Below are 25,885 nucleotides of genomic sequence, written 5' to 3'. Positions count from 1 at the left end.
AGCGCTCAGGCGCCCGCGTGCTCGCGCAGCAGCTGCGCGGTCTCCCGGGTGACCTCGGCGTGCAGCCGGCAGTGCTCGTGGTGGTCGGCGTGCGCGCCGCAGGCGGCCGAGCTGGCCTCGCAGGCGAGCGCGGCGGCCGACGCGGCGGCCTCGCCGACCGCCTTGTCCCCGGTCCGGCGGCCGAGCACGCTCGCGGCCGCGGTACAGAGGTCGGCGGCGTCGAGGGCGAGGAGCACCTCGGTCTCCATGCCACCGGAGGCGACCATGGCCGAGGCGCAGGCGGTGCTCGCGCGGGCGGCGTCGTGCAGCTTCTCGACGACGGTGGCCGGGGTGCTGACGCCGGCGGCCTCGAGGACGTGGTGGCTCATGGGGATCTCCTGGTGTCCGGGGTGTGGGACCGGAGGGTTCCCGCGTGGCGGTGGCCGCACTCACCTGATTGTCATCCTTGACGTCTGAACAATCCGTCATATGTCGCGTAGGGTCGGATCATGTCTGCGCTGTCCGCCGTCACCGTCTGCCGGGGATGCTGCTGCGGCTCCGGTCGCAAGCACCCGGGCCTGGACCGGCCCCACCACGACGGGCTGCTCGACCGGCTCACCCGGGGCATCGAGGGCCACGCGCGGCTGCGGACCAGCGAGTGCCTCGGTCCGTGCGCCGACTCCGACGTCGTCGTGGTCGGACCCACTCCGGTCGCGCGACGGGCCGGTGCGCGGCCGGTGTGGCTGCGTGCGGTCCTGGACGCTGCGACGACCGACGCCGTCGCCGACTGGGTCCGCGCGGGCGGACCGGGCACGGCGCCCCGCCCGGCCGTCCTCGACGGGCACGTGTTCACCCCCGGCCTGCGCGCCTCGGACACCGGGCGGGCCGCCGGATGACCGCGCCCGAGCTGTCCCGGCGCCGGGTGCTGACCGGCGCGCTCACCGTCGCCGCGCTCGCCCTCACCGGCTGCTCCGGCGGCGGGACGGGCGACCGGCGGTTGCGGGTCGCCTTCGCGACCGGCGGCTCGCGCGAGTCGCTGGACCCGCACGTCCTGCCGCTCTACGTCGACCAGGCCCGGGCCAAGGCGTGCTTCGACACCCTCACCGGGTGGTCGCAGGACATGACCCCCGAGCCGCGGCTGGCCGAGTCCTGGGAGAGCGACGCGACCGGGCGGCGGTGGCGGATCCGGCTGCGCGCCGCCCGCTTCCACGACGGTTCCCCGCTCACCGCCGACGACGTGCTCGCCACCCTGGCCCGCATCACCGACCCGGCGACCACCGCGACCGCCGCGACCCTGTTCCGCGACCTCGACGCGGCCGCCTCGCGGGCGGTGTCGCCGACCGAGGTCGAGCTGGTGCTGACCCGGCCGAACACGCTGTTCCCGCTGGCCTGGGGCGCACCCGGTACCGAGATCGTCAAGGCCGGGACGACGTCGTTCGACCGTCCGAACGGGACCGGGCCGTTCCGGCTCGCGTCGTTCACCCCGGGCGGGTCCACCGTCTACACCGCGTCGGAGGACCATTGGGACGGCGCGCCCGGCGTACGTGAGCTGGAGTTCCTTCCCGTCGACGACGAGGCCGCCCGGATCGGCGCCCTGCTGTCCGGCCAGGTGCACTATGCCCACGACCTCACCCCCACCGGCGCCGCCCGGCTGGGGGGCGAGCAGCGCGCCTCGGCGCTGTCCGCGCCGGCCTCGGCGAGCCAGTTCCTGGTGATGCGGGTGGACCGGGCACCGTTCTCCGACCCGCGGTTGCGCGAGGCGGTGCGGCTGGGCATCGACCGCGAGGAGCTCGTGCGGGTCGTGCTGCTCGGGCGCGGCCGGGTCGGCGACGACATGTTCGGCCAGGGACTGCGCTACCACCCGGCGGGGGTGGGCCCGGTGGCACGGGACGTCGCGCGGGCCCGCGCGCTCGTCACCGAGGCCGGGGCACAGGGGGCGGCGATCGAGCTGCAGACCAGCGGCGCCGACCCGACCTTCGACGCCGCCACCGCACTCGTCGCGCGCCAGCTCGGCGAGGTCGGGCTGCGGGTCACGGCACGGCCGCTGCCGTCGTCGGGCTACTTCCGGGCCATCCGGCAGCAGGGCGTGTTCTCCCAGAACAGCACCGGCTCGCTGCCGATCCCGGACTACATCGGACGCCGGATGCTGACCAGCACCCCGACCTACGACTTCACCGGCTACCGCAGCCCGGAGATCGACCGCCTCTACCACTCCGCCGTCGCCACCACCGACGACGCCGCGCGCACCGACGCGTTCGCCCGGATCCTCGGTCTGCTGCGCGCCGAGTCGGGCGCCCTGGTGTGGGGTGTGCGGGACTGGAACGTCGGCGTGGCGGCCGGGCTCACCGGACTGGAGGCGGCCCGGCCGAACACGTTCGCCTGGGCGAACTTCGCGCGCGCCCGGCTCGGGTGATCAGCGGATCGCGACCAGGGTCCGCCGGTCGAAGGTCTGGGTGAGCGTCCCGACCTCGGCGAACCCGGCGCCGGACAGCGCCTGCTCCCAGGCCGGTAGCGACGACCCGCCGGTGACCCGGTCGGCGAAGCGGCGCTCCCGCTCGGCGAACCCGTCGGCCAGGGCGGGCTCGTCGGCGAGCGCGTCCCACCAGGTCCGGAAGTCCTCACCGGTCGCCAGTCCCCGGTCGGTGCGCTCGACCCGCAGGGTCCGGGTCAGCTCGGCCAGGCGCGGCCGGGCGGGGTCGGCGAGCAGGGTGTCGACGTTCACGAACACCCCGCCGGGGCGCAGCACGGACGCGAGGCGCTGCGCGAGCCCGGGCAGCGCGTGCTCGGGCAGCCAGTGCAGGGCGGTGGCCGAGACGGCCGCGTCGAACGGCCCGCCGCCGACGGCGTCGGTCCACCCGGGACGCGCGAGGTCCGCGTCGACCCAGCGGACGCGCTCGCCGGTGGTCCGCCGGGCCAGCTCCAGCATGACCGGGTCGACGTCGACGCCGACCACCTCGGCACCGGTCCAGCGCGCCGCCGCGCGGGCCGCGAACGACCCGGGCCCACAGGCGAGGTCGAGCAGCCGGGCGGGGGTGCCGGCGAGCCGGTCGACGACGTCGAGCGCCAGGGCGAACAGCGCCTCCCGGTCGGGGATGTAGCGCTCCTGCTGGGCGTCCCACCGGCGCAGCCAGTGCTCGGCGTCGAGGTCCGTCCCGGTGGTCATCGCACTCTCCTGCACAACGGTGGCAACAGTGCGGCCGACGGTATCCGCGCGGACCCGTCGAACGGAAGGGACCGCCGGGCCCGTGACCGGCGACGTTCACCGTGCGTGACTCGATGGTCGTCGAAACCGGAACCGATAGGGGGGTCGATCGTGTCCGGACCCCAGATGTAGTGTCCGGGGCGCTGGTGGTTCACCGGTCCGCACGGGCCGGTGAGGCAAGAGGGAACCCGGTGGGAATCCGGGACTGCCCCGCAGCGGTGAACGGGAACGACCGCCGTCAACAGCACTGGGAGACCTCTCCCGGGAAGCGACGGCCAGTAGGTGTGTGCAGTGCGCCCGTGAGTCCGAAGACCTGCCGCCGGTGCGCGTGCCGACCGGCGCGCGCTGCTCCGGGGCCTCGTGGGACGGCGCCAGGGTGCGGTGGGCCGCCGACGACACGCCGACCCACCGCCTCCTCGTACCGCGCCCGCCCCGGAGGGACGGCGACTCGCGAGGAGAGAGCCCGTGACGGCTTCCACCGCTGCACCGGCAGCAGCACCACCGGCCCTGCGCGTCATCCGGCGCGACGGGTCCGAGACCGGGTTCGACGCCACGAAGATCTCGGTGGCGACGACCAAGGCGTTCCTGGCGGTCGAGGGGGACTCGGGCGCGGCGTCGTCGCGGCTGCACCACCTCGTGGCCGGACTGACCGACCAGGTCGTCGCGGCGCTGACCCGGCACCCGGCGCGCGCCGTGCACGTCGAGCAGATCCAGGACCAGGTCGAGCTGGCCCTGATGCGCGGAGGCCACCACAAGGTCGCCCGCTCCTACGTGCTCTACCGCGAGCAGCAGGCCCGGGCCCGCGCGCACGACGGCGGGGACACCGCCGCCGCGGACGCCCCGGTCGTGCATGTCACCCACCCCGACGGCAGCCGGGCCCCGCTGGACCGGGTCCGCGTCGCCGCGGTGCTCGACGAGGCCTGCGCCGGCGTCGAGGGCGTGACCCCGGACAGGGTGCTCGCCGAGCTGGACCGCACCGTCTACGACGGCATCACCGCCGACGAGCTGGCCCAGGCCCTCGTCCTGGCCGCGCGCACGCTGGTCGAGCGCGAGCCCGCGTACTCCCTGGTGGCCTCGCGGCTGCTGCTGGACCGGCTGCGCGCCGAGGCCGTGTCGCACCTGTCGGGCGCCCGGGAGACCCCGGACCACGCGACGATGGCCGGGCGGTACGCGGCCTACACGAAGGACTACCTGCGCCATGCCATCGCGATCGGCCTGGTCGACCCCGAGCTCGCGACCTTCGACCTGGAGCGGGTCACCGCCGCGATCCGCCCCGAGCGCGACCTGCAGATCGGCTTCCTCGGCCTGCAGACCCTCTACGACCGCTACTTCCTGCACGAGCGCGGCGTGCGCTTCGAGCTGCCGCAGGCGTTCTTCCTGCGGGTCGCGATGGGGCTGGCGGTCCGCGAGGTCGACCGCGAGGCGCGGGCGGTCGAGTTCTACGAGCTGCTGTCGCGCTTCGACTTCATGGCCTCGACCCCGACGCTGTTCAACTCGGGCACCACCCGCCCCCAGCTGTCGTCGTGCTTCCTCACCACCGTCGACGACGACCTGGAGTCGATCTTCGGCGGCTACCGCAACAACGCGCTGCTGGCGAAGTACTCCGGCGGGCTGGGCAACGACTGGACCCCGGTCCGGGGGCTCGGCGCGCACATCCGGGGCACGAACGGCGTCTCCCAGGGCGTGGTGCCGTTCCTCAAGATCGCCGGGGACACCGCCGTCGCGGTGAACCAGGGCGGCAAGCGCAAGGGCGCCGCGTGCGCCTACCTGGAGACGTGGCACGTCGACATCGAGGAGTTCCTCGACCTGCGCAAGAACACCGGCGACGACCGTCGCCGCACCCACGACATGAACACCGCGAACTGGGTGCCCGACGAGTTCCTGCGCCGCGTGCAGGCCGACGGCGAGTGGACCCTGTTCTCCCCGGACGAGGTCCCCGACCTGCACGACCTCTACGGCACCGCGTTCGCCGAGCGCTACCGCGCCTACGAGGCGGCCGCGGCGCGCGGTGAGGTGCGGGTGCACCGCACGGTGCGCGCGGTCGAGCTGTGGCGGCGGATGCTGACCATGCTGTTCGAGACCGGGCACCCGTGGATCACGTTCAAGGACCCGTGCAACCTGCGCAGCCCGCAGCAGCACGCGGGCGTGGTGCACTCGTCGAACCTGTGCACCGAGATCACCCTCAACACCCGCGCCGGCGACGAGGGCGAGGTCGCGGTCTGCAACCTCGGCTCGGTGAACCTGGCCGCGCACGTCACGCCGGACGGGCTCGACGCGGACAAGCTGCGCCGCACGGTGACCACCGCGGTGCGGATGCTCGACAACGTGGTGGACATCAACTTCTACACGATTCCCGAAGCCCGCCGGTCCAACCTGCGTCACCGCCCGGTCGGCCTGGGCATGATGGGCTTCTCCGACGCGCTGTTCACCCAGCGCATCGCGCCCGGCAGCGACGCGGCGGTGCAGTTCGCCGACCGCAGCGCGGAGGCGCTGTCGTTCCACGCGATCACCGCCTCGTCGGACCTGGCGGTCGAGCGCGGCCGCTACGCCAGCTTCGACGGGTCGCTGTGGAGCCGCGGGATCCTGCCGCTGGACTCGCTCGAGCTGCTGGCCGCGGCCCGCGGCGACGGCGAGCTCGACGTCGACCGGTCGTCCACGCTGGACTGGGCATCGCTGCGGGAGAAGGTCGTCGCACAAGGGATGCGCAACTCCAACGTCCTCGCGATCGCACCCACCGCGACGATCTCGAACATCTGCGGGGTCGGGCAGTCGATCGAGCCGATCCACCTCAACCTCTACGTGAAGTCGAACATGTCCGGCGACTTCACGGTGATCAACCCGCACCTGGTCCGCGACCTCAAGGACCGCGGGCTGTGGGACGAGGTGATGGTCGCCGACCTCAAGTACTTCGACGGGTCGCTGGCCGAGATCGACCGGGTCCCCGCCGACCTGAAGGAGCTCTACGCGACCGCGTTCGAGATCGAGCCGCGCTGGCTCGTGGCCGCCGCCTCGCGCCGGCAGAAGTGGCTGGACCAAGCGCAGTCGCTGAACCTCTACCTCGCCGCCCCCAGCGGCCGGGCGCTCGACGAGCTCTACCGCCTCGCCTGGCGCTCCGGGCTCAAGACCACCTACTACCTGCGCACCCGCGCGGCGACGTCGGTGGAGAAGTCCACCCTCACCGGCACCGACGGCCGGCTGACCGGCGTGCCGAGCACCCCGGCCGCCGCCCCCGCCGCGTCGCCCACGGCCGGGGTGCCCGCGGTCCCGGCCACCACCGTGCCCGCCACCGCCGTGCCCGCCACCGCCGTGCCCGCCACCGCCCCCGACCTCGATCCGGGCCGTGCCTGCTCGGTCGACGACCCCGACTGCGAGGCCTGCCAGTGACCACTCTGCAGCCCACCGGAAGCACCGAGAACGCCAGTGGCCTGGGCGAGATCGCCCGCGGCGCCGCCCCGATCGACGCCGACGACAAGCGAATGATCAACGCGCGCGCCGACGTCAATCAGCTCCTGCCGCTGAAGTACACCTGGGCCTGGGAGAAGTACCTGGCCGGCTGCGCCAACCACTGGATGCCGACCGAGGTCGCCATGCAGGCCGACATCGCGCTGTGGCGCTCCCCCGGCGGGCTCACCGACGACGAGCGCCTCATGCTCACCCGCAACCTCGGGTTCTTCGCCACCGCGGAGTCGCTGGTCGCGAACAACATCGTGCTCGCGGTGTACCGCCACCTCACCAACCCCGAGTGCCGGCAGTACCTGCTGCGGCAGTCGTTCGAGGAGGCCGTGCACACCCACACGTTCCAGTACGTGTGCGAGTCGCTCGGGCTCGACGAGGGGGCGCTGTTCAACGCGTACCGCGAGGTCCCCTCGATCACCGAGAAGGACGCCTGGGCGCTGCGCTGGACCCGGGCCCTGTCCGACCCGGACTTCCGGACCGGCACCCCGGAGAACGACCGCGCGTTCCTGCGTGACCTCGTCGCGTTCTACGTGGTGTTCGAGGGCATGTGGTTCTACACCGGGTTCGCGCAGATCCTCGCGCTCGGCCGGCGCAACAAGATGGTGGGCATCGCCGAGCAGTACCAGTACATCCTGCGGGACGAGTCGATCCACCTGAACTTCGGCATCGACTGCATCAACCAGATCAAGATCGAGAACCCGCACCTCTGGACGGCCGACTTCGCCGCAGAGATCCGGACGATGCTGCACGAGGCGTGTGAGCTGGAGGTCGCCTACGCCCGCGACACCATGCCCCGCGGGATGCTCGGGCTGACCGCCGAGTCCTGCGAGCGGTACCTGCGGTTCATCGCCGACCGGCGGGCCGAGCAGATCGGGCTCGCCCCGTTGTTCGGGGAGCCGGAGAACCCGTTCCCGTGGATGAGCGAGGCCATGGACCTGCGGAAGGAGAAGAACTTCTTCGAGACGCGGGTGACCGAGTACCGGACGGGTGGGTCGCTGGACTGGGGCTGAGGGGGTGGGCCGGGCCGGGTGACCGGCCCGGCAGCACCTCCGGGCCGCTCGTCGCGATCGCCGACGTCCCGCTCGACCGAACCGGCCGCGGAGGTCTGAGGGCCGTCAGCCGGCGTTGCGGTCGCCGCTCGGGTCGAGGAGCCCGTCCGCGCCGGTCCGGCCGCGCCAGGCGTCGAGCACGGCCGGGTCAGCCCCACCGGCGACGGCGAGCACCCGCAATGCGACCGCCTGCGCGGCCCGGCCCGGCGCCGTCGCCGGACGCGGCCCGGGCGCCTCCCCCGCCGCGACCGCCCGGACCACCCCGGCGGTCACCGCCCACTGGTCCGGATCCCCGAACCGCTCCAGCAGGCCGTCGAAGGCGGCCGCCCGGGTCGGGTCGAACGGGATCGGACGCCCGGTGAGGTCGGTCAGCGGGTGCGCCGGGTAGAGGTGCGCGCAGGGCAGGTGACCGGCGGGCACGGGCACGGTCGCCGCGTGCGTACGGCCCTCGCGCAGCACGTGCGGGAGCAGGTGGGTGTGCGGCCCGTCCGGGGAGCGGCCCTCCGGCGGCGGGATCGCGGCGTACACCTCGACCCGGCCGAGCGCGGTGGTGAACACGCGGTGCGGTCCCGCCTCGACCAGCGCGGCGGTCAGCGCGCCGTCGAGCGGACCGCCCGCAGCACGGTGCAGCAGCCCGAGCAGCTCGGGGTCGGCCGTGCGCACGCAGGCGTCCACCGTGGTCGTGCCCAGCCCGAGGTCGACGAGCACGGCGTCGCGGTCGGCCCTCCGCAGCGCGGAGCGGTCGGGCCCGAGCACGGTGACGGCCCTCCGCGCGGACCCGCGGGCCGCGGTCGCGGGGAGACAGAGCGCGACCGCGTGGTTCCAGTGCTCGTGCGGGCCGACCGGCGTGCGGTAGGCCAGCGGCCGGGTCGACGGGTGCGGCTCGATCCGGATCCCGCCGCGCGCGGTGACGACCGCACCCGGCCCGGACGGCCCGACGGGCTCGTCGGGGGTCCGCACGAACTCCGCGATCGCGCCGGGCGCCCCCATGCTCCAGCCCGCGTAGGGGTCGGCCAGGTACCCGCTCAGCAGCCCGGCCACGTCGTCCACGTCGTCCCCATCGCCCACGCTCTCACCCTGCCCCTCCGACCGGAGGGTTCACACCCCGACACACACTGTTGCACAGTGATGGCAACAACGATCGGGAGGCATCATGGACGAGCACCCGCACGACGGCCCGGAGTGCGCCGGCTGCGACTGGGAGGGCAGGCCGGAGGCGTTCCGCTGGTTCCCCGAGCTGGGCAGGCCCCTCGACCCCGCGGGCGGGCAGATCCACGCGGCCTGAGCTCACCGGGCACCCACCCGTTCCCACCGGCGTCCCCACCACAGGGCCGTCCCGGCCGTCAGCACGACCGCCAGCGAGGGCACGAGCACCACCTGCGGCGCGCCGAACAGGTACTCGCGGCCCTCGGCCACCATCGCGCCCCACTCCGCGGTCGGCGGCTGGACGCCGAGCCCGAGGAAGGACAGCCCGGAGACGGTGAGCAGGGTGCTCGCGAACCGGACGCAGGCGTGCGCGGCCAGCGGCGGGACGAGGTTCCGCGCGACGTGGCGGGTCAGGACCCGCCCGGGCCCTGCGCCCAGGGCGACCGCCGCCGTCACGTACTCCCGCTGCCGCTCGGCGAGCGCGAGCAGGTAGGCCTGCCGGGCGAACGGGGTCCAGGCGATCACCGTGACCGCCACCAGCAGCGACCCGACACCCGGACCCAGCGCGACCGCGGCGAGCAGCCCGAACAGCACCACCGGGATCGCGGCCAGGACGTCGACCACCCGCATCGCCGCCCGCCCGACCGGGCCCGCGACCGCGGCGAGCGACCCGACGGCCACCCCGGACACCCCGGTGACCAGCACCGCGGACAGCGCCAGCCCGACCGTCAGCCGTCCGCCGTGGACGGTGCGCGCGAGCAGGTCCCGGCCCAGCTGGTCGGTGCCCAGCGGGTGCGCCGCGGACGGCCCGGCGAGCATCCCGGCGAAGTCGACGGCGTCGGGGTCGGGCAGGAGTACCGAGAGCAGGCCCGCCGGAACGAGCATCGGCACCGGCGCGGCCAGGGCCAGGGCGGCCACCCCGGCCGCGACCCACCACGCCGTCCGCACCCGGGGCCTCACCGTGACCCCGCCGAGCGCAGCACCGGGTCCAGCGCCGTCGCCAGCACCTCGACCAGCACCCCCGCGACCACCGCGACCGCGACGACGAGCAGCGTGCCCGCCTGCACCACCGGCAGGTCCTGCGCGACGACGGCCCGGTGCAGCAGCCGCCCCAGCCCCGGGATGCCGAACACGACCTCGACCACCAACGAGCCGCCCAGCAGCCCGGCGACGAACATCCCGGCCAGCGCGGTCACCGACGTCGTCGCGAGCCGGGCGCCGTGCCGCCACAGGACCCGGTGCTCACCGAGGCCCTTGGCCCGGGCGACGAGCACGTGCGGCCGGGTCAGCACCCCGGCGGTCTCGGCGCGGACGAGCTGCGCGGCCAGGGCCCCCGGGTAGGCGGCGAGGGTCAGCACCGGCAGGACCAGGTGGGCGGGGTCGCCCCAGCCGAGCGCCGGCAGCGCCCCGGCCCACACCGCGAACACGAGCACCAGCCAGGGGGCGAGCACGAACTCCGGCACCGCGACCCCGGCGACCGTGCCCAGCCCGAGGAACCGGTCGAGCAGTCCGCCGGGCCGGCGCGCCGCGTAGACCCCGGCGGGGATGCCGACGACCGCCGCGAGGGCGAGCGCGAGCACCGCGAGCAGCCCGGAGACCGCCGCGGCGTCGGCGATCTGCCCGGCGACCGGGGTCCGGGCGACGTAGCCGTGGCCGAGGTCGCCGCGCAGCACCCCGCCCAGCCAGCGCAGGTACTGCTCGGCGACCGGCGCGTCCAGCCCCAGCGAGGACCGCAGCCGCGCCTCGGTCACCGGGTCCGGCACCGCCTCGGCGCTGCGGGCCCGCAGGACCGCCCGCGCCGGGTCGACGCCGGCCAGCCGCGGCAGCGCGAACACCAGCACCGACGCGGCCAGCAGCACCGGCCCGACGACGACGAGCCGGCGCAGCAGGAGCCCGATCACCCCGTGGTCGGGGAGAGCTGCGGCAGCACCGGGCGGATCTGCAGCGGATCGGGGACGAAGCCCGTGGCGCCGCGCAGCACGGCGGTGTTGCGCGGGTGCACGACCATGACGCCGACGGCGTCGCGGGTCAGCATCGCGGCGGCCTCGCGGAACAGCTGTTGGCGGGCCGTCGGGTCCTCGGTGGAGTTGAGCCGGTCGACCAGCGCGTCGTAGGCGGGGCTGCAGTACTGGTCGACGGCGTAGCTGCCGTCGCAGGTGTAGTCCGAGGTCAGCGTGCTCGCCGCGTCCGGGAAGTCGGACAGGTAGCTGCGCGAGTTGAGGAACATGTCGTAGTCACCGGCGAGGACCTTCGGCTCCTGGGCCTCGTAGTTCCCGACGGTGATGTCGACCTTCACCCCGGCGGCACCGAGCATCGCCTGGATCGCGTTCGCCAGCGCGGGCAGCTCGGGCCGGTTCGGGAAGGTCCACAGCCGCACGGTGAGCGGGTTCTGCTCGGTGTAGCCGGCCTCGGCGAGCAGCTGCCGGGCGCGGGCGACGTCGGCCCCGGGCGGCGGCGCGGTCTCGCCCCAGGGCACGGCCGCGCCGAACAGGTCGGCCGCGGGTGCGGCGCCCCCGGCGAGGACCTGCTCGGCCAGCACCGGGCGGTCGATCGCCGCGGTGACGGCCTGGCGGACCCGCAGGTCCGAGAACGGCGCCGCGGACTGGTTGAGCTGCAGCAGAACGGTGCGCGCATTGGGGTACTCGACGACCTCGGCCCCGGCCGAGCGGACCTGGTCGAGCTGGGCCTGGGGCAGGCCCTCGGCGAACTGGACGTCGCCGGACCGGACCGCCAGCGCACGGGCCTGCGGGTCCTCGACGTAGCGGACGGTGACCCGGGCGGCACCCGCCGGCTCGCCCCAGTAGTCGTCGTTGCGGACCAGCTGCGCGGAGTCGGCACCGCTGACCGAGTCCAGCACGAACGGGCCGGTCCCGGTGCGCAGGTAGCGCGGCGCCCCGCCGTCGGCGTAGGCGGCGGGCGCGAGGATGCCGAGGTTGCCGCTGGACAGGCGCAGCGGCATCACCGGGTCGGGCTCGGTGGTGGTGATCCGCACGGCGTCGGCGCCGTCGGGGGCGACGGCGAAGCCGATGCCCCGGATCGCCCGCGGCGGGGCCTCGACGCCCGCGACGTAGCGCAACGCCGTGACGACGGCGTCCGGGGTGAGCGGGGTGCCGTCGTGGAACCGCACGTCCTGGCGCAGGGTGACCCGCCAGGCGTTGCCCTGCTGCTCCCAGCCCGTCGCGAGCATCGGCGCCGGGCGGGCGTCGGCGTCGACAGTGGTCAGGGTCTCGGCGACGCCGAGGGACTGCAGCCGGGCGCCGTCGTCGGCGTCGAAGGCGTAGTCGGCGCGCGGCGGGAACTGCAGGGCCACGGTCAGCTCACCGGCCGGGTCCGGGGTCCCGGCGCCGCCGGTGCCGGCACCACAGCCGGTCAGCACCAGGGCGGCGGCCGCGAGCAGCGCGGCCATCTTTCGTGCGAACACTCCATATGACTACATCTGATCATCTGTTCAATCAATGGCGCGTGAGCAACGCCCCGCGGCCGGGGAGCCGCGGGGCGTCGCGACGCGGGCTCAGCCGGTCGTCGCCGAGTCCCGGACCAGGCGGGCCGCGGCGACCAGGTTGGTCAGGGCCGCCACCGTCTCCGCCTCACCGCGGGTCTTCAGCCCGCAGTCCGGGTTGGCCCACAGCCGGTCCGGTCCGATGTGGCGCAGGGCCGCGCCGAGCTGCTCGACCAGCTCGTCGGTGCCGGGCACCTCGGGTGAGTGGACGTCGTAGACGCCCGGGCCGAGCCCGCGCGGGACCCCCGGTCCGAGGTCGGCCAGCACCTCCATCCGCGACCGGGCCGCCTCGACGGTGGTGACGTCGGCGTCGAGCCCGTCGATCGCCCCCACCACCTCGCCGAACTCGGAATAGCAGAGGTGGGTGTGGATCTGGGTGGCGTCGGCGACGGCCCCGACGGCCAGCCGGAACGCGTCCACCGCCCAGTCCAGGTACCCGGGCCGGTCCCGCTCGTGCAGGGGCAGCAGCTCGCGCAGCGCGGGCTCGTCGACCTGGATGATCCGGATCCCGGCGGCCTCCAGGTCTCCTACCTCGTCGCGCAGGGCCAGCCCCACCTGCCGGGCGGTGTCACCCAGCGGCTGGTCGTCACGCACGAACGACCAGGCCAGGATCGTCACCGGGCCGGTCAGCATCCCCTTGACCAGCGCGTCGGACAGCGACTGGGCGAACCGCGCCCACTCCACCGTGATCGGCCGGGGCCGGGACACGTCCGAGTGCAGGATCGGCGGGCGCACGCACCGCGAGCCGTAGGACTGCACCCAGCCGTGCTCGGTGGTGGCGAAGCCGTCGAGGTGCTCGGCGAAGTACTGGACCATGTCGTTGCGCTCGGGCTCACCGTGCACCAGGACGTCGAGCCCGATGTCCTCCTGCAGCCGCACCACGCGGACGATCTCCTGGCGCATCCGCTCGGCGTAGGTGCCGGTGTCGATCACACCGGAGCGGTGCGCGGCCCGGTCGCGCCGGATCTGCGCGGTCTGCGGGAAAGAACCGATCGTCGTCGTGGGAACGACGGGCAGGCCGAGCGCCGCGCGCTGGACCGTCGCCCGGACGTCGCCGTGACTGCGCCGGTAGTGGTCGGGGCCGAGCGCGTCGAGCCGGGACCGCACCCGCTCGTCGCGGCGCGCGGTGGCGGCGACCCGCTCCCGGACGGCCCGTGCGGCGTCGAGCTCCGCCGCGACCGCGTCGGGTCCCTCGCGCAGGGCCCGCCCGAGCAGCACGACCTCGGTGACCTTCTGCCGGGCGAACGCCAGCATGTCGACGACGTCGCCGGGCAGAGCCGTCTCCGCGGTCAGGTCGTAGGGGACGTGCAGCAACGAGCACGACGTCGAGACCTCGACCCGCCCCGCCACGCCGACCAGCCGCTGCGCCGTCGCCAGTGCCCGGTCCAGGTCGGTGCGCCACACGTTGCGCCCGTCGACGACGCCGGCCAGCACCACCTTCCGGTCCAGCCCCGGGACCGCCGGGTCTCCCGCATCGAGGGCGTCCAGGTCGGTGGCCCCCGCGACGAGGTCGAGCGCCAGCCCCTCGACGGCCGTGGCGGCGAGCGCGGGCAGGGCGGGTCCCAGCTCCCCGAAGTACGACGCGACGAGGATCTTGGGCCGCCGGGTCGCCGAGGCGAGCCGGTCGTAGGCCCGGCGCAGCGCCGCGACCTCCTCCGGCGTCCGGTCGGCGGCGAAGGCGGGCTCGTCGAGCTGCACCCACTCCGCTCCCGCCTCGGCGAGCTCGGCGAGCAGGTCGCGGTAGACCTCGACCAGCGGTCCGAGCAGGTCCAGCGGGCGGAAGCCCGCCGGTGCGCCGCCGGCCGGCTTGGACAGCAGCAGGAAGGTCACCGGCCCGACCAGCACCGGACGGGTGGTGATCCCGCTGCGCAGGGCCTCGCAGAACTCGTCGAGGGCCTTGCGGCTGCCCGGCGCGAGCCGGGTGTCCGGGCCGACCTCGGGGACCAGGTAGTGGTAGTTCGTGTCGAACCACTTGGTCATCTCGCAGGCCGGGGCGCCGGTGCGGCCGCGGGCCATCGCGAACAGCCGCTCCAGCGGGTCGGTGACGCGGGCGAAGCGCTCCGGCACCGCCCCGACCGCCAGCGCGGTGTCTCCGACGTGGTCGTAGAACGAGAACGTGTTGCCCGGCACCGAGCCGAGCCCGGCGTCGCGCAGCCCGGTCCAGGTGTCGCGGCGCAGCCCGGCGGCGACGTCGCGTAGTGCGGACGCGTCGGTCCGCCCGGCCCAGTACGACTCGGTCGCCCGCTTGAGCTCCCGGTCCGGTCCGATCCTGGGGTACCCCAGGACGGTGCTGCCGATGGTGCTGCTGGAAGGAATGCTCACGGCCCTCTCTCCTCGCGAGTGCGGTGGAGGACCCGTCGCCGGCACGGGGCGCCTGCGACCGCCGGGCACGACGGTGCCCGGTCGTCCGCCCGGCCCTCCCGCGAGGCCACGGATCCGCGCACGCCGGACGGCGCACGCACCGGCGGCAGGTCTTCGGACTCACGGGCGCACTGCACGCTCCTACTGGCCGTCGCTTCCCGGGATCGCTCCCAGTGCTGTTGACGGCGGTCGTTCCCGTTCACCGCTGCGGGGCAGTCCCGGATTCCCACCGGGTTCCCTCTTGCCTCGTGACGCCCGTTATCGGACCGGCACGAACCGTCGGCGAGCCGACACTACCGCGGCCCCGGCCGTGCAGACTGTTGCCGAGCTGTCCCTGTTGCCATACATTGGCAGTACTGCCACGCCCTCCCCGGCGACCGGGTCGAGGGCGACCTCACCCTGCTCCCCTCCGTTCGGAGGGGGAACCTGCCCGGTCTCCCGAGGGGTAATGGCGATGACCCCTGTGCCCGCGGCCACAGGGGTCATAGCGTGCGGTCTCGACCCATCCACCTGCCTCAGAAAGGGCTGACATGCAGGTAGACGAGCTGCTCAAGCCGTTCCCCATCAAGGAGTTCCACCCGTTCCCCCGTGCGCTCATGGGTCCGGGGTCGCACGAGCTCATCGGCCCGGAGGCCCTGAAGCTGGGCTTCAAGAAGACCCTGGTCATGACGTCGGGCCTGCGGGGCACCGACATCGTCCACAAGATCGTCGAGTCGATGAAGTACCACGGCCTCGAGGTCGTGCTGTACGACAAGGTCGAGTCGAACCCCAAGGACTACAACGTCATGGACGCTGTGGGCCTCTACCAGCAGAACAACTGCGACTCGTTCGTCTCCATCGGCGGCGGCTCCTCGCACGACGCCTGCAAGGGCGCGCGCATCTCGGTCGCGCACGACGGCCGCAACGTCAACGAGTTCGAGGGCTTCAACAAGTCCGAGAACCCGGCCAACCCGCCGCACATCGCGGTCTCCACCACGGCCGGCACCGGCTCGGAGACCTCGTGGGCCTACGTCATCACCGACACCACGACCGACCCCGACAACCCGCACAAGTACGTCGCGTTCGACGACGCCTCGGTCACCACCCTGGCGATCGACGACCCGGTGCTCTACTACGACTGCCCGATCGACTACACCGCGCAGTGCGGGTTCGACGTGCTCGCGCACGCCTCGGAGCCCTACGTCTCGCGGCTGGACTTCCAGCCGTCGCTGGGCAACGCGCTGCACGCGATCAAGCTGACCTCGCAGAACCTGCGCAAGGCCGTCTGGAACGGCCAGGAGCTCTCCGGCCGCGAGGGCATGATGTACGCGCAGTACATCGCCGCCCAGGCGTTCAACTCCGGTGGCCTCGGCATCATCCACTCGATCAGCCACGCGGTGTCGGCGTTCTACGACACCCACCACGGCCTGAACAACGCCATCGCGCTGCCCCGCGTGTGGGCGTTCAACATGCCCGTCGTGTACGAGCGCTTCGCCGACATCGCCGAGGCGATGGGGGTCGACACCCGCGGCATGACCAAGCCGCAGGCCGCCGACGCCGCGCTCGCCGCCTCCATCCGGCTGCTGCGCGACGTGGGCATCCCGGAGAAGTTCGCCGACGTCAAGCAGGACACCTACTCGAAGAACCGGCTGGGCACCGGCCCGACCAAGTTCTACGAGAACGCGCCCACCATCGTCGGTGACGCGGCCGACGTCGACCGGATCACCAACCACGTCCTCGGCGACGCCTGCACCCCGGGCAACCCGAAGGAGTGCACGTTCGAGACCGTCCGCCCGGTCGTCGACCACTCCATCAACGGTGACCTGGACGACCTGCTGACCTGATCCGCAGGTCAGTACGTCCACCGTCGCACCAGCGGGCCCAGCCATCCGAGGTGATACTCGGGTGGGTGGGCCCGCTGGCTGCGGCCCCGCTCTCTCCGCACCAGAGCCGGTGCGGCCCGCGAAGGAGATATCCGCGTGTCCGAGGCTGTCGTCCCCACTGTGACCGAGGCGGCGGACGCCGTCGCCTCGACCGGTCCGTTCGAGTCCGTCGACCAGGTGATCGAGACCCTGCGGGAGCAGGGCTACATCGCCGACACCCGCCTGGCCACGACGGTGTTCCTGCTGACCCGGCTGGACAAGCCGCTGCTGCTGGAGGGGCCCGCCGGGGTCGGCAAGACCGAGCTGGCGAAGATGCTCGCCGTCGCCACCGGGCGCCGGCTGCTGCGCCTGCAGTGCTACGAGGGCCAGGACGAGACCAAGGCCCTGTACGAGTGGGACTACGGCAAGCAGCTCATGTACACCCAGATCCTCCGCGAGAAGATCGGGCAGCTCGTCGAGGACGCACCCGACCTCGCCTCCGCGGTCGACCGCATCGGGTCCCAGGAGAGCGTGTTCTTCTCCGAGCGCTTCCTCGCCCCGCGCCCGCTGCTGGAGGCCATCCGCTCCGAACAGCCCGTCGTGCTGCTGATCGACGAGGTCGACCGCGCCGACGAGGCCCTGGAGGCCGTCCTGCTGGAGACCCTGGGCGAGTTCCAGATCTCCGTGCCCGAGATCGGCACCTTCGTCGCCGAGCAGCGCCCGTACGTGCTGCTGACCTCGAACAACACCCGCGACCTCGCCGCCGCGCTCAAGCGCCGCTGCCTGCACCTGTTCCTCGACTACCCGTCGGCCTCCCGCGAGCTGGAGATCGTCAGGTCGAAGAAGACCGGGCTGTCGGACCAGCTGGCCGAGGAGCTCGTCAACGTCGTGCGCGGGCTGCGCGAGCTGGAGCTGCGCAAGTCGCCGTCGATCTCGGAGACCATCGACTGGGCCCGCACCCTGGCCGTGCTGGGGGTCGACGAGCTGAACTCACAGATCCTGTCCGACACCGTGTCGGTCGTCGTCAAGTACGACAAGGACGTCAAGAAGGCCCTGGACGCCCTGCCGCGGCTGGTCGACCCGAACGCCGTGGTCACCGAGCACGGCCACGGACACGGCCACGGGCACGGGCACGGCCACGACGGGGACCACGACCACGACGAGCCCGCGGCCCGGACCCCGAGTGCTCCGGCCGCCCGCGTGGACGACGACCACGACGACGGCGACGTCGACGGCCGCGCCAAGCGGGCCGCGAAGGACCAGGCGGGACGGCACGGCGGTATCTACGGCGGCCTGCCCGGCGGGGTCGCGCCGCCGCCGTCGGCGATCCGGAAGGTCTCGCCCGGCCAGGGCACCCGTTCCTTCGGCGGCTCCCGCAAGCGCCCGGTCTGATCGGGGTCCGGAGTGGAAGCGAGCATCCACCGTTTCGTCCGGCTGCTGCGGATCCGGTCGGTGCGCATCTCGGTGTCCGAGGCGCTCGACGCGATGGCCTGCGCCGCCCAGCCCGGGGTGCTGTCCGACAAGGCGGTGCTCAAGGAGGCGCTGCGCATCGCGCTGATCAAGGACCGGCGTGACGAGGCGACCTTCGACGAGGTCTTCGACCTGTTCTTCGCCCTGGTCAGGGTGGGCGAGGCGGACACCGGCCACGGGCACGGCCACGGACACGGCGATCTGTCCGACGACACCCCGCTGGAGAACTTCACGCTGTCCGAGGAGCCGTCGGAGACCCCTCAGGAGGGTCACGACCACGGCGCCCCGGTCGACATCAAGGAGTTCTTCGACCCCGAGGACCTGGCCGAGCAGTACAACCTGCACCAGGAGGCCAACAAGATCGACATGGCCTCGATGACGGACGAGATCGTGCTGTCCAAGGAGCAGGCGGGCGACGCCACCGAGGGCCAGCGCGTGCAGATCGAGACCGACCGGTTCTCCGGCGGCGGACAGCCGGGGGACATCTCCCAGCAGCAGGGCACCAAGGTCGACGCCGACCTCTCGGTCGCCCAGCAGGACGCGCTGCTGGGCTGGCTGAACTCCGAGGAGGACCGGCTGTCGGAGGAGGAGCAGGGCACCGAGGACGACGCCGCTGCGCTGCGCCGGCGCCTCACCGGAGTGCTCGACAACCTCCCGGAGCTGCTCAAGGCGCACCTGGAGAAGCTGCTCGCGATCGAGCAGCGGATCGTCGAGGGCCACGACGACGCCGAACGCGTCGCCGAGGTCGACCGGGCGAGCGAGACCGAGCGTATGCAGCTGGAGGACTCGTTGCGGCGGCTGGCCAAGTCGCTGCACGGTGCGCTCACGCACCGCAGGCGGGTCTCACCCCGGGGCCGGATCGACTCGGCCCGCACCATGCGCAAGAACATGCGCTACGACGGCGTCCCGTTCTCCCCGGTCACCGTGCAGCGCCAGGAGGACAAGCCGCGCCTGGTGGTGCTGGCCGACGTGTCGCTGTCGGTCCGGGCCACCGCGCGGTTCACCCTGCACCTGGTGCACGGTCTGCAGGACCTGTTCGGCCAGGTCCGCTCGTTCGCGTTCGTGGCCGACCTGGTCGAGGTGACCGACCTGTTCGCCGACCACCCCGTCGAGCACGCCCTCGGGCTGATCTTCGGGGGCGACCAGCTCGACGTCGACGCCAACTCCAACTACGGCCTGGCCTTCGGCCAGTTCCTGGAGGACCACGGCTCGGCGGTCACCCGCCGGACGACGGTGCTGGTGCTCGGCGACGGCCGCGGGAACGGCAACGACCCCAACATGGAGGCGTTCGTCGAGATCACCCGGCGGGCCCGGGAGACGATCTGGCTGACCCCGGAGCCGCGGTACTCGTGGGGGCTCGGCCGCTGCGACCTGCCCGCCTACGCCGAGTACTGCGACCGCGTCCGCGTGGTCCGGGACCTGTCCGGTTTCGAGGCGACCACGAACGAGATGGCCGGCGAGCTGATCGGCCGCTGATCCCGTCGGTGGGTGGTGCCGGTGTCCGCACCGGCACCACCCACCGGGGGTCCACTACCGCTCGACCACGATCTTCCCGACGGTGCCGCCGGACTCGATGAGCCGGTGCGCCTCCCGCAGCGTCGCCGCGGTCAGCCCCTGCAGGCGCCGCGTCTCGGTGGTCCGCAGCTCCCCGGCGTCCACGAGCCGGGACACCTCGTCCAGGATCTCCCGCTGCACCGTCGAGCCCGGTTCCGACAGCGGCCGGGTGAACATCAGCTCCCAGTGCCAGGCCTGCGACTTCGTCTTCAGCGGGAGCGTGTCCAGGCCCTCCGGCTCGTCGACGGCGACGACGATCCCGCGCGGGGTCATCAGCTCCGCGTAGGCCTCGACGTTGCCCGCCGACACCGGCGAGAACACGTACTGCACGCCGTCCGGGGCGACCTCGCGCACCGTGCCGACGAGGTCGTGGTGGTCGGCGACCGCGTGCGCACCCATCTGCCGCGCCCAGTCCGCGGACTCCGTGCGGGAGGCGGTGCCGACCAGCGTCAGCCCGGTGCGCCGGCCGAGCTGCAGGACCATCGACCCGACCCCGCCCGCGGCGGACACGACGAGCAGCGTCCCGGTGGTGTCGGCGGTGACGCGCAGGTGGTCGTACAGGCACTCCCACGCGGTGATCGAGGTCAGCGGCAGCGCGGCCGCGGCGGCGAAGTCCAGGGTCGACGGCTTGCGCCCGACGATGCGGGAGTCGACGAGCTGGCGGTGGGCGTTGCTGCCGGGCCGGTCGATCGCGCCGGCGTAGTAGACCTCGTCGCCGGGGGCGTACCCCTGCACCCGGTCGCCCACCTCGACGACGACGCCCGCGGCGTCGAAGCAGAGGACCTTCGGCCCGTCGGCCGGGTCGAACGACGAACGGACCTTGCCGTCCACCGGGTTCACCGAGACGGCGCGGACGTCGACGAGCAGGTCGTGCGGGCCGGGCGCACCGACCTCGATCTCGGCGTCGACGAGGCACTCGGGGTCGTCGACGGACAGCGGTCGGGGCGCCACGACGGCGGGTACGGAAGCCATGACCGGACGCTATCCGCCCCACCGGGCCGCCGCCCGACGCACCGATAACCCCGGCTGGGCCGATCGGCCGATCTCGCGCCGCTGCAGGGGCCGCCCGGAGTACGATCAGGCGTCCCCTTCGGAAAGGAGGGCCGGATGTCGGACGGTGACGGAGCGGTCCTCCGGATCGTCGGTCGCGTATGCACCGCGCTGTGGGGCTACACGCCGGGGGTGATCCCGGCGATGGTCGCCACGATGGGCAGCGGGCCCGCGCTGCGCTGGTTCGCGGCCAACTTCCCGCGCTTCCTGGTCACCCTGCGCGTGCTGGGCCCCGTACGCACCCACCTCGCCGGGCTCACGATCTCCCTGGTGAACGGGTGCATGTACTGCGCCTACGGTCGTGCGCACGCCCTGGAGCTGATCCACCTGCGCGACCGGGACCTGCTGTTCCCGCTCGATGCCCGCACCCTCGAGAGCTGGAACGGGCTGTCCCGCCGCGAGATCGGCCTGCGGCTGCGCGGTGTGCTCGAGGAGGCCGGGATGCACGCCGAGGTGATCTGGGTGAACCGCACCCTGGCCCTGCTCGACGGCGCCCCGCCCGTCGACGCCGACGAGCGCCGCATCGCCCACCTGTGCCGGATGGTCGGCACCATGAACGCGATCGCCGTCGCCGCGGGGACGACCCCGGACGGCGCCCACGACCCGGTCAACAAGGACGCCGCGCTGAAGGCCCGGCTGCTCGCCGCCCAGGGCGCCTGAGCATCCGACCGACACCGGAGCCCGCCCCACCGTCCGGACGGGGAGGGCCCCGGCCGTCGGACGTGGTGCGGCGTGCCCGTGACCGCCTAGCGTGGAGCGGGCCCCCGCACGCACAGGAGCGATCCATGATCGGAACCGACCGGCTCTCCAACGACCTCGCCGGCTGGCTGGACCGCACCCTGGTGCAGCCCGGGATCCTGCCGGCCGAGCGTTTCGAGGAGGCGTTCGTCGCCTGCGTCGCGAGCGCCGCGAAGGACCCCGACCTCCCGGACGACGCGTGGCTCGCCTTCTACCGCAACACCCTCGACGCGCTGGCCGGTGAGCCCGAGCCCGGCGGCACCAACGCCGAGATGGCGCCGGTGCACGCCCGCGCCCGTTCCCTCGTGCTGGGCGAGGAGGTGCTGGAGCTCGGCTGCTGCTTCGGCTTCCTGTCGCTGCAGCTGGCCCGCGACGGCCATCGCGTCACCGCCACCGACCTGACCGGCGGCACCGTCGAGCTGCTGACCCGGATGGCGCCGCAGCTCGGCGCCGACGTCGAGACCCACGTCGCCGACGCGCGTGCCGTCGCCCTGCCCGACGGCTGCGCGGACACCGTGTTCGCCGTGCACCTCGTCGAGCACCTGTCCGAGTCCGACGGCGACGAGGTCGTCGTCGAGATGCTGCGCCTGGCCCGGCGACGGGTGGTCGTCGCCGTCCCGTTCGAGAACGAGCCGAACCCCGCCTGGGGTCACGTCCGGGTCTTCGACGAGCGCGTCCTGACCCGGATCGGGGAGCGCACCGGCCATCCGTTCACGGTGTCCGAGCACCACGGCGGCTGGCTGGTGATCGACCTCTGAGCAGGGCCTGGGTGAGTGCCTCCAGCGGCCCGCGGTCGTGGCGGCGCAGCCACCACCCCGCCGCCGCGGCCGACCCGGCGACGACGAGGACCCACATCCCGACCACCGCCCCGGTCCGCAGCGGCGCCGCGACACCGGCGAGCGCCCCGGCCACGCCGAGCCCCCAGGCGCCGAACAGCACCGCGGCCACGACGTTCTGGCCGACGTAGCAGCTCATCGCGGTCCGGCCGAGCGCGATGAGCCCGCACCGCACCGGACCGGCCGGGCCGCGCAGCCGGGCCAGGACCTCCGGGACCAGGCCGAGCAGCCCCAGCGCGACCAGCGGGGCGACCAGGTAGCGCTCGACGAGGAACCACGGGTCACCGCCCAGCGTGGTGAGCACCGTGAGCAGCGCGCCGGCCACCCCGGTGCCGATCATCCGTCGGCGCAGGGTGGTCGCACCGGCGTCGAACAGCCCGGCGCGCAGCAGCGCGGACCCGGCCAGGAACAGCACCACCGCCGACGGGACGATCAGCGCCAGCTCGACCCGGTACAGCAGCGGGTCGGCCAGCCGTGCGGCCACCTGCCCGGTCCAGGTCGCCGGGTACGGCGGGAGCGGCACGTCTGCGCCGGTGCTCCCGGCCGTCGCGACGGTCGCACCGCCCACCAGCAGCACCGTGACCGCCCCGGCGACGCAGGCGGCCGCCACCCGCACCCGCGCCGACCGCCCCACCAGCCACGCGACGAGCACCGAGGCGGTCGCGTAGCCCATCAGCACGTCGAACTCGAAGACCAGCACGTAGTGCAGCAGTCCCTCGGTGAACAGGATCGCGGCGCGGGCGAGGTGGCGGCCCGGCCACCGCAGGCCGCGGCGCACCGCCGAGCGGTACTGCAGCTCCATCCCGATCCCGAACAGCAGCGTGAGCAGCGCGAGGAACTTCCCGTTCGCGACGGCGCGGAGCGCGGTGTCGAGCCACCAGCCCCCGGCGAACCCGGCGAACACCGCGCCCGGCCCGCGCGGGTCGGCGAACACCCAGACGTTCGTCGCGAAGGTCCCGGCGATCGCGAGGCCACGGAGCACGTCCGGGGCGGCGAGGCGGTCACCGGACACCGGTGCGCTCCCGGTCCCTGCTGCCGGGGAAGACGGTCGCCCACAGCGGCCCCACGACGAACCAGATCCCGGCGGCCAGCGACGCCGTCGCGAGCCAGGACCACATCGGGTCCTCCGGCCAGGCGCCCGGCGCCGGGAACGCGCGGCCGCCGGCCACCGACAGCAGGACCAGCACCGCCGCCGTGACCACCCAGGCGGCGACGACCTTGCCGTACTCGCGCCACTCGTACCGCGTCCGGGCGACCCCGCCCCGGGGCGGGCGCACCGGTGCCGGGCCGCCCGCGAAGCGGTGGGCGCCCCGGACGTCGGCCCACCGCACCAGCGAGTGCCCGAATGCGACGGTGATCCCGAGGTAGAGCGCGGCCAGCCCGTGCACCCGCGACGGTGCGCCGCCGGTCGCGAGGTCCACCGTCGAGGCGGTGACCAGCACGAGGTCCATCAGCGGCACCCCCAGCAGCAGCACCGCCCCCAGGCCCCGGCGGCGCAGCACGTAGCGCGCCCCCAGCCCGGCCGGCAGGAACACCCAGAACCCGATCTCGGCACCGACGATCAGCCACAGCAGCGGCTCGGCGAACAAGGACTCCCCCATGGCCGGTGATCGTGCCGACCCGGCCGCGGTGACGCGTCCGGCGTGCGACCGATCCGCGCGTACCACCTTCGACGGACGCCGCGCGGGCGCCGGGCGTGCTGGGATGGGGTGTGATCACGTACCTGGTGAACCGCGACGGCGGCGCACCGTCGGTGCTGCGGGACGCCGGTACCGGCGTGGTGTGGTTCGTGGTCGGGCTGCTGCTGATCTGGGCGCTGCCCGACGCGGGGATCACCTGGTGGGGCGCGGACACCGGGGCGACGACGGCGTCGCTGCTGGTCATGGGGCTGGGCTGCGCCGCGTCGGCGGTGCGCCGGATCGCGGTGCCCGCCGGCCTGCTGGTCGGCACGGCGGCCCTGGTCGCGGGCCCCGTCCTGGGCGGCCGCACCGAGATCGGGACGGTGCTCGTGTTCACCGACCTGCTCTACTGCGCCGTGGTGTTCCCGCCACGGCGCACCGCGCGGGCGGTGGCCGTCGCCGCCGGTGGGGTCGCCACCGTCCTCGGTGTCGCCGCGCTGCTCGTGGCGGGCACCCGCACCGGCACCTACGCCGTGCTCAACCTGACGCTGGTGGTCGGGCTCCCGCTGGTCTGGGGGCTGGAGGTGCGCCGGTTCCGGGACCTCGCGGCCGTCGAGCGGGAACGGGCCGTCGCGGCGGAGCGGACGGCGGCCCGGGAGCGGGACGCCGCCGTCGCCGCGGAACGTGCCCGGATGGCCCGCGACCTGCACGACGTCGTCGCCGGGCGGCTGTCGGCGATCGCGCTGCAGTCCGAGGCGGCACTGCAGCCCGGCGCCGACCCCGCGCTGGTCCGGCGGGTGCTGGGGACGGTGCGGTCCTCCGGCGTCGCCGCGCTCGGGGAGATGCGCACGATGATCGGGCTGCTGCGCGACGGCGACACCGCCGACCCGCCCGGAGCGCCCGCCCGGCTGTCCGAGGTCGACACCCTGCTCGACGAGGCCCGCTCCGCCGGCCTGTCCCCCGTCCTGCGCGACGGGCGCAGTGCGGCCCCGCTGCCCGCCCCGGTCGACCTCGCCGGGTACCGGATCGTGCAGGAGTCGCTGACCAACGCGGCGAAGCACGCGCCCGGCTCGGACGTGACGGTGCGCCTCGCCGTCACCCCCGGCACCCCCGGCACGCCGCGCCGAGTGGCACACCAGGCACGCGGCCCGGCCCCGTCCGGGTCCGTGGTGTGCCACTCGACGAGCCGGCTGCTCGTCGAGGTGCGCAACGGCCCCGGCCGTCGTCCCGCGGCGGGCCCGGGGCTGCACGGCGGCACCGGGCTCGACGGGCTGCGCGAGCGCGCCCGGGCCGTCGGCGGCACCCTGCACGCGGGCCCCGACCACGACGGCTGGCTGGTCCGGGCCGACCTGCCCCTGGGCCCGGCACCGGACCCGGACCCGACCCCGGACATCCGCACCGGCACCGGCACCGACGAGGAGGTACCGCGATGAGCACCCGGGTGGTCGTCGCCGACGACCAGGAGGCCGTCCGCACCGGGCTGGTGCTGATCCTCGGCTCGGCACCGGACATCGACGTCGTCGCCGAGGTCGCCGACGGGCTCGCCGCGGTGCGGGCCGCCGCCGAGCACCGGCCCGACGTGGTGCTGATGGACATCCGGATGCCCGGCATCGACGGCATCGAGGCCACCCGGCGGATCCTCACGGAGGGCTCCGCGCAGGTCCTGGTGCTGACCACGTTCGACCTCGACGAGCTCGTCGACGGCGCGCTGGCGGCGGGCGCGGGCGGTTTCCTGCTCAAGTCGGTCGACGCGGCCCGGCTCACCGACGGGGTCCGGGCGGTCGCCCGCGGCGAGGGCGTGCTGGCACCGGAGGTGACCCGGCGGGTGATCCGCCGCTACGCGGGGGCGCCGCGGCCGTCGTCGGTGCCGGGGCTGGAGAGGCTCACCGCACGCGAGACCGACGTGCTCGCCGGACTCGGCCGCGGACTCTCGAACGCGGAGCTGTCCGCGGAGCTGGTGATCTCGGAGGGGACGACGAAGACGCACGTCTCCCGGGTGCTGGCGAAGCTGGGGCTGCGCTCGCGCACGCAGGCCGCCATCGCCGCCCAGGAGGCCGGGCTCGTGTGAGCCCGGCCTCCCGGGGG

22 protein-coding genes and 2 riboswitches are annotated in these 25,885 nt (G+C 74.1%); of the genes, 12 read left to right on the top strand and 10 right to left on the bottom strand.

Features of this window, described 5'->3' with window-relative positions; all coding sequences use genetic code 11:
- Positions 1 to 5 precede the first annotated feature (5 nt).
- A complete protein-coding gene (locus DMP15_RS05250) occupies positions 6 to 368 on the bottom strand; it encodes a hypothetical protein (RefSeq protein WP_073576628.1) in 363 nt (120 codons plus the stop codon).
- A 120-nt stretch (positions 369 to 488) separates the two neighbouring features.
- On the opposite strand from DMP15_RS05250, the gene DMP15_RS05245 reads away from it, so the two are divergent.
- Together DMP15_RS05245 and DMP15_RS05240 are read left to right on the top strand one after the other, a co-directional pair.
- Complete coding sequence (locus DMP15_RS05245) at positions 489 to 875, top strand: hypothetical protein (RefSeq protein WP_073576629.1); 387 nt, start codon at positions 489 to 491, stop codon at positions 873 to 875.
- Positions 872 to 2,392: an ABC transporter substrate-binding protein gene (locus DMP15_RS05240; RefSeq protein WP_337825508.1), complete on the top strand. Its 1,521-nt coding sequence runs from the start codon at positions 872 to 874 to the stop codon at positions 2,390 to 2,392. The genes DMP15_RS05245 and DMP15_RS05240 overlap by 4 nt, the downstream gene beginning before the upstream one ends.
- On the opposite strand, the gene DMP15_RS05235 is transcribed toward DMP15_RS05240, so the two are convergent.
- Positions 2,393 to 3,142 (bottom strand): class I SAM-dependent methyltransferase, encoded by a 750-nt coding sequence (locus DMP15_RS05235; RefSeq protein ID WP_073576631.1) that lies wholly within the window; start codon positions 3,140 to 3,142, stop codon positions 2,393 to 2,395.
- A gap of 169 nt (positions 3,143 to 3,311) precedes the next feature.
- Positions 3,312 to 3,516, top strand: a riboswitch (cobalamin riboswitch).
- A 130-nt stretch (positions 3,517 to 3,646) separates the two neighbouring features.
- Between DMP15_RS05235 and DMP15_RS05230 the strand changes: the two genes are divergently transcribed.
- A complete protein-coding gene (locus tag DMP15_RS05230) occupies positions 3,647 to 6,565 on the top strand; it encodes a ribonucleoside-diphosphate reductase subunit alpha (RefSeq protein ID WP_337825507.1) in 2,919 nt (972 codons plus the stop codon).
- A gap of 5 nt (positions 6,566 to 6,570) precedes the next feature.
- Complete coding sequence (locus tag DMP15_RS05225) at positions 6,571 to 7,647, top strand: ribonucleotide-diphosphate reductase subunit beta (protein WP_337826672.1); 1,077 nt, start codon at positions 6,571 to 6,573, stop codon at positions 7,645 to 7,647.
- A 105-nt stretch (positions 7,648 to 7,752) separates the two neighbouring features.
- Here the strand turns inward: DMP15_RS05225 and DMP15_RS05220 are convergent, their stop codons facing one another.
- Entirely contained in the window at positions 7,753 to 8,754 is a 1,002-nt protein-coding gene (locus tag DMP15_RS05220; protein ID WP_337825506.1) for a DUF6925 family protein, read from the bottom strand.
- A gap of 85 nt (positions 8,755 to 8,839) precedes the next feature.
- Between DMP15_RS05220 and DMP15_RS05215 the strand changes: the two genes are divergently transcribed.
- Positions 8,840 to 8,971 carry a hypothetical protein gene (locus DMP15_RS05215; RefSeq protein WP_255497432.1) on the top strand — a complete coding sequence of 44 codons (132 nt, stop codon included), beginning with the start codon at positions 8,840 to 8,842 and terminating at the stop codon, positions 8,969 to 8,971.
- Between the two features lie 2 nt (positions 8,972 to 8,973).
- Here DMP15_RS05215 and DMP15_RS05210 read toward each other — a convergent pair whose 3' ends face one another.
- From DMP15_RS05210 to metE, 4 genes are all read right to left on the bottom strand, one after another.
- Positions 8,974 to 9,780: an ABC transporter permease gene (locus DMP15_RS05210; RefSeq protein WP_157818357.1), complete on the bottom strand. Its 807-nt coding sequence runs from the start codon at positions 9,778 to 9,780 to the stop codon at positions 8,974 to 8,976.
- Positions 9,781 to 9,788: 8 nt separating this feature from the next.
- Entirely contained in the window at positions 9,789 to 10,733 is a 945-nt protein-coding gene (locus tag DMP15_RS05205; RefSeq protein WP_337825505.1) for an ABC transporter permease, read from the bottom strand.
- Positions 10,730 to 12,253 (bottom strand): ABC transporter substrate-binding protein, encoded by a 1,524-nt coding sequence (locus DMP15_RS05200; protein ID WP_337825504.1) that lies wholly within the window; start codon positions 12,251 to 12,253, stop codon positions 10,730 to 10,732. Before DMP15_RS05200 ends, DMP15_RS05205 begins: the two co-directional genes overlap by 4 nt.
- Before the next feature lie 90 nt (positions 12,254 to 12,343).
- Positions 12,344 to 14,653: a 5-methyltetrahydropteroyltriglutamate--homocysteine S-methyltransferase gene (metE, locus tag DMP15_RS05195; RefSeq protein WP_083658810.1), complete on the bottom strand. Its 2,310-nt coding sequence runs from the start codon at positions 14,651 to 14,653 to the stop codon at positions 12,344 to 12,346.
- A gap of 127 nt (positions 14,654 to 14,780) precedes the next feature.
- Positions 14,781 to 14,988: riboswitch (cobalamin riboswitch) on the bottom strand.
- Between the two features lie 234 nt (positions 14,989 to 15,222).
- Here metE and mdo point away from each other — a divergent pair.
- The 3 genes from mdo to DMP15_RS05180 all read left to right on the top strand — a co-directional run bounded on the left by mdo (position 15,223) and on the right by DMP15_RS05180 (position 19,479).
- A complete protein-coding gene (mdo, locus tag DMP15_RS05190; RefSeq protein WP_073576638.1) occupies positions 15,223 to 16,515 on the top strand; it encodes an NDMA-dependent methanol dehydrogenase in 1,293 nt (430 codons plus the stop codon).
- A gap of 135 nt (positions 16,516 to 16,650) precedes the next feature.
- Entirely contained in the window at positions 16,651 to 17,925 is a 1,275-nt protein-coding gene (locus DMP15_RS05185; RefSeq protein ID WP_083658811.1) for an AAA family ATPase, read from the top strand.
- 12 nt (positions 17,926 to 17,937) lie between these two features.
- Positions 17,938 to 19,479, top strand: a complete 1,542-nt coding sequence (locus tag DMP15_RS05180; protein ID WP_073576640.1) for a VWA domain-containing protein — start codon at positions 17,938 to 17,940, stop codon at positions 19,477 to 19,479.
- A 54-nt stretch (positions 19,480 to 19,533) separates the two neighbouring features.
- Here the strand turns inward: DMP15_RS05180 and DMP15_RS05175 are convergent, their stop codons facing one another.
- Complete coding sequence (locus tag DMP15_RS05175) at positions 19,534 to 20,529, bottom strand: zinc-binding alcohol dehydrogenase family protein (protein WP_337825503.1); 996 nt, start codon at positions 20,527 to 20,529, stop codon at positions 19,534 to 19,536.
- Positions 20,530 to 20,664: 135 nt separating this feature from the next.
- On the opposite strand from DMP15_RS05175, the gene DMP15_RS05170 reads away from it, so the two are divergent.
- Both DMP15_RS05170 and mftM read left to right on the top strand, forming a co-directional pair.
- Complete coding sequence (locus DMP15_RS05170; RefSeq protein ID WP_161152660.1) at positions 20,665 to 21,267, top strand: hypothetical protein; 603 nt, start codon at positions 20,665 to 20,667, stop codon at positions 21,265 to 21,267.
- 125 nt (positions 21,268 to 21,392) lie between these two features.
- Entirely contained in the window at positions 21,393 to 22,103 is a 711-nt protein-coding gene (mftM, locus tag DMP15_RS05165) for a mycofactocin oligosaccharide methyltransferase MftM (protein WP_073576643.1), read from the top strand.
- Here the strand turns inward: mftM and DMP15_RS05160 are convergent.
- The gene (locus tag DMP15_RS05160) at positions 22,057 to 23,193 is read right to left on the bottom strand and encodes a DUF418 domain-containing protein (protein WP_161152659.1); all 1,137 of its coding nucleotides are present in this window, start codon (positions 23,191 to 23,193) and stop codon (positions 22,057 to 22,059) included. The genes mftM and DMP15_RS05160 overlap by 47 nt on opposite strands.
- Positions 23,183 to 23,782: a hypothetical protein gene (locus tag DMP15_RS05155; RefSeq protein WP_073576645.1), complete on the bottom strand. Its 600-nt coding sequence runs from the start codon at positions 23,780 to 23,782 to the stop codon at positions 23,183 to 23,185. The genes DMP15_RS05160 and DMP15_RS05155 overlap by 11 nt, the downstream gene beginning before the upstream one ends.
- Before the next feature lie 110 nt (positions 23,783 to 23,892).
- Here DMP15_RS05155 and DMP15_RS05150 point away from each other — a divergent pair, with 110 nt between their 5' ends.
- Both DMP15_RS05150 and DMP15_RS05145 read left to right on the top strand, forming a co-directional pair.
- Positions 23,893 to 25,233 carry a sensor histidine kinase gene (locus DMP15_RS05150; protein ID WP_073576646.1) on the top strand — a complete coding sequence of 447 codons (1,341 nt, stop codon included), beginning with the start codon at positions 23,893 to 23,895 and terminating at the stop codon, positions 25,231 to 25,233.
- Entirely contained in the window at positions 25,230 to 25,868 is a 639-nt protein-coding gene (locus tag DMP15_RS05145; protein WP_073576647.1) for a response regulator transcription factor, read from the top strand. The genes DMP15_RS05150 and DMP15_RS05145 overlap by 4 nt, the downstream gene beginning before the upstream one ends.
- Positions 25,869 to 25,885: the final 17 nt, after the last annotated feature.

Origin of the sequence: Pseudonocardia sp. UM4_GMWB1 (genome assembly GCF_017312155.1) — a bacterium.
GTDB classification, from domain to species: Bacteria; Actinomycetota; Actinomycetes; order Mycobacteriales; family Pseudonocardiaceae; genus Pseudonocardia; species Pseudonocardia alni.
The sequence above is the reverse complement of the archived record's forward strand: the minus strand, read 5'-3'. Positions and strand labels throughout refer to the sequence as shown.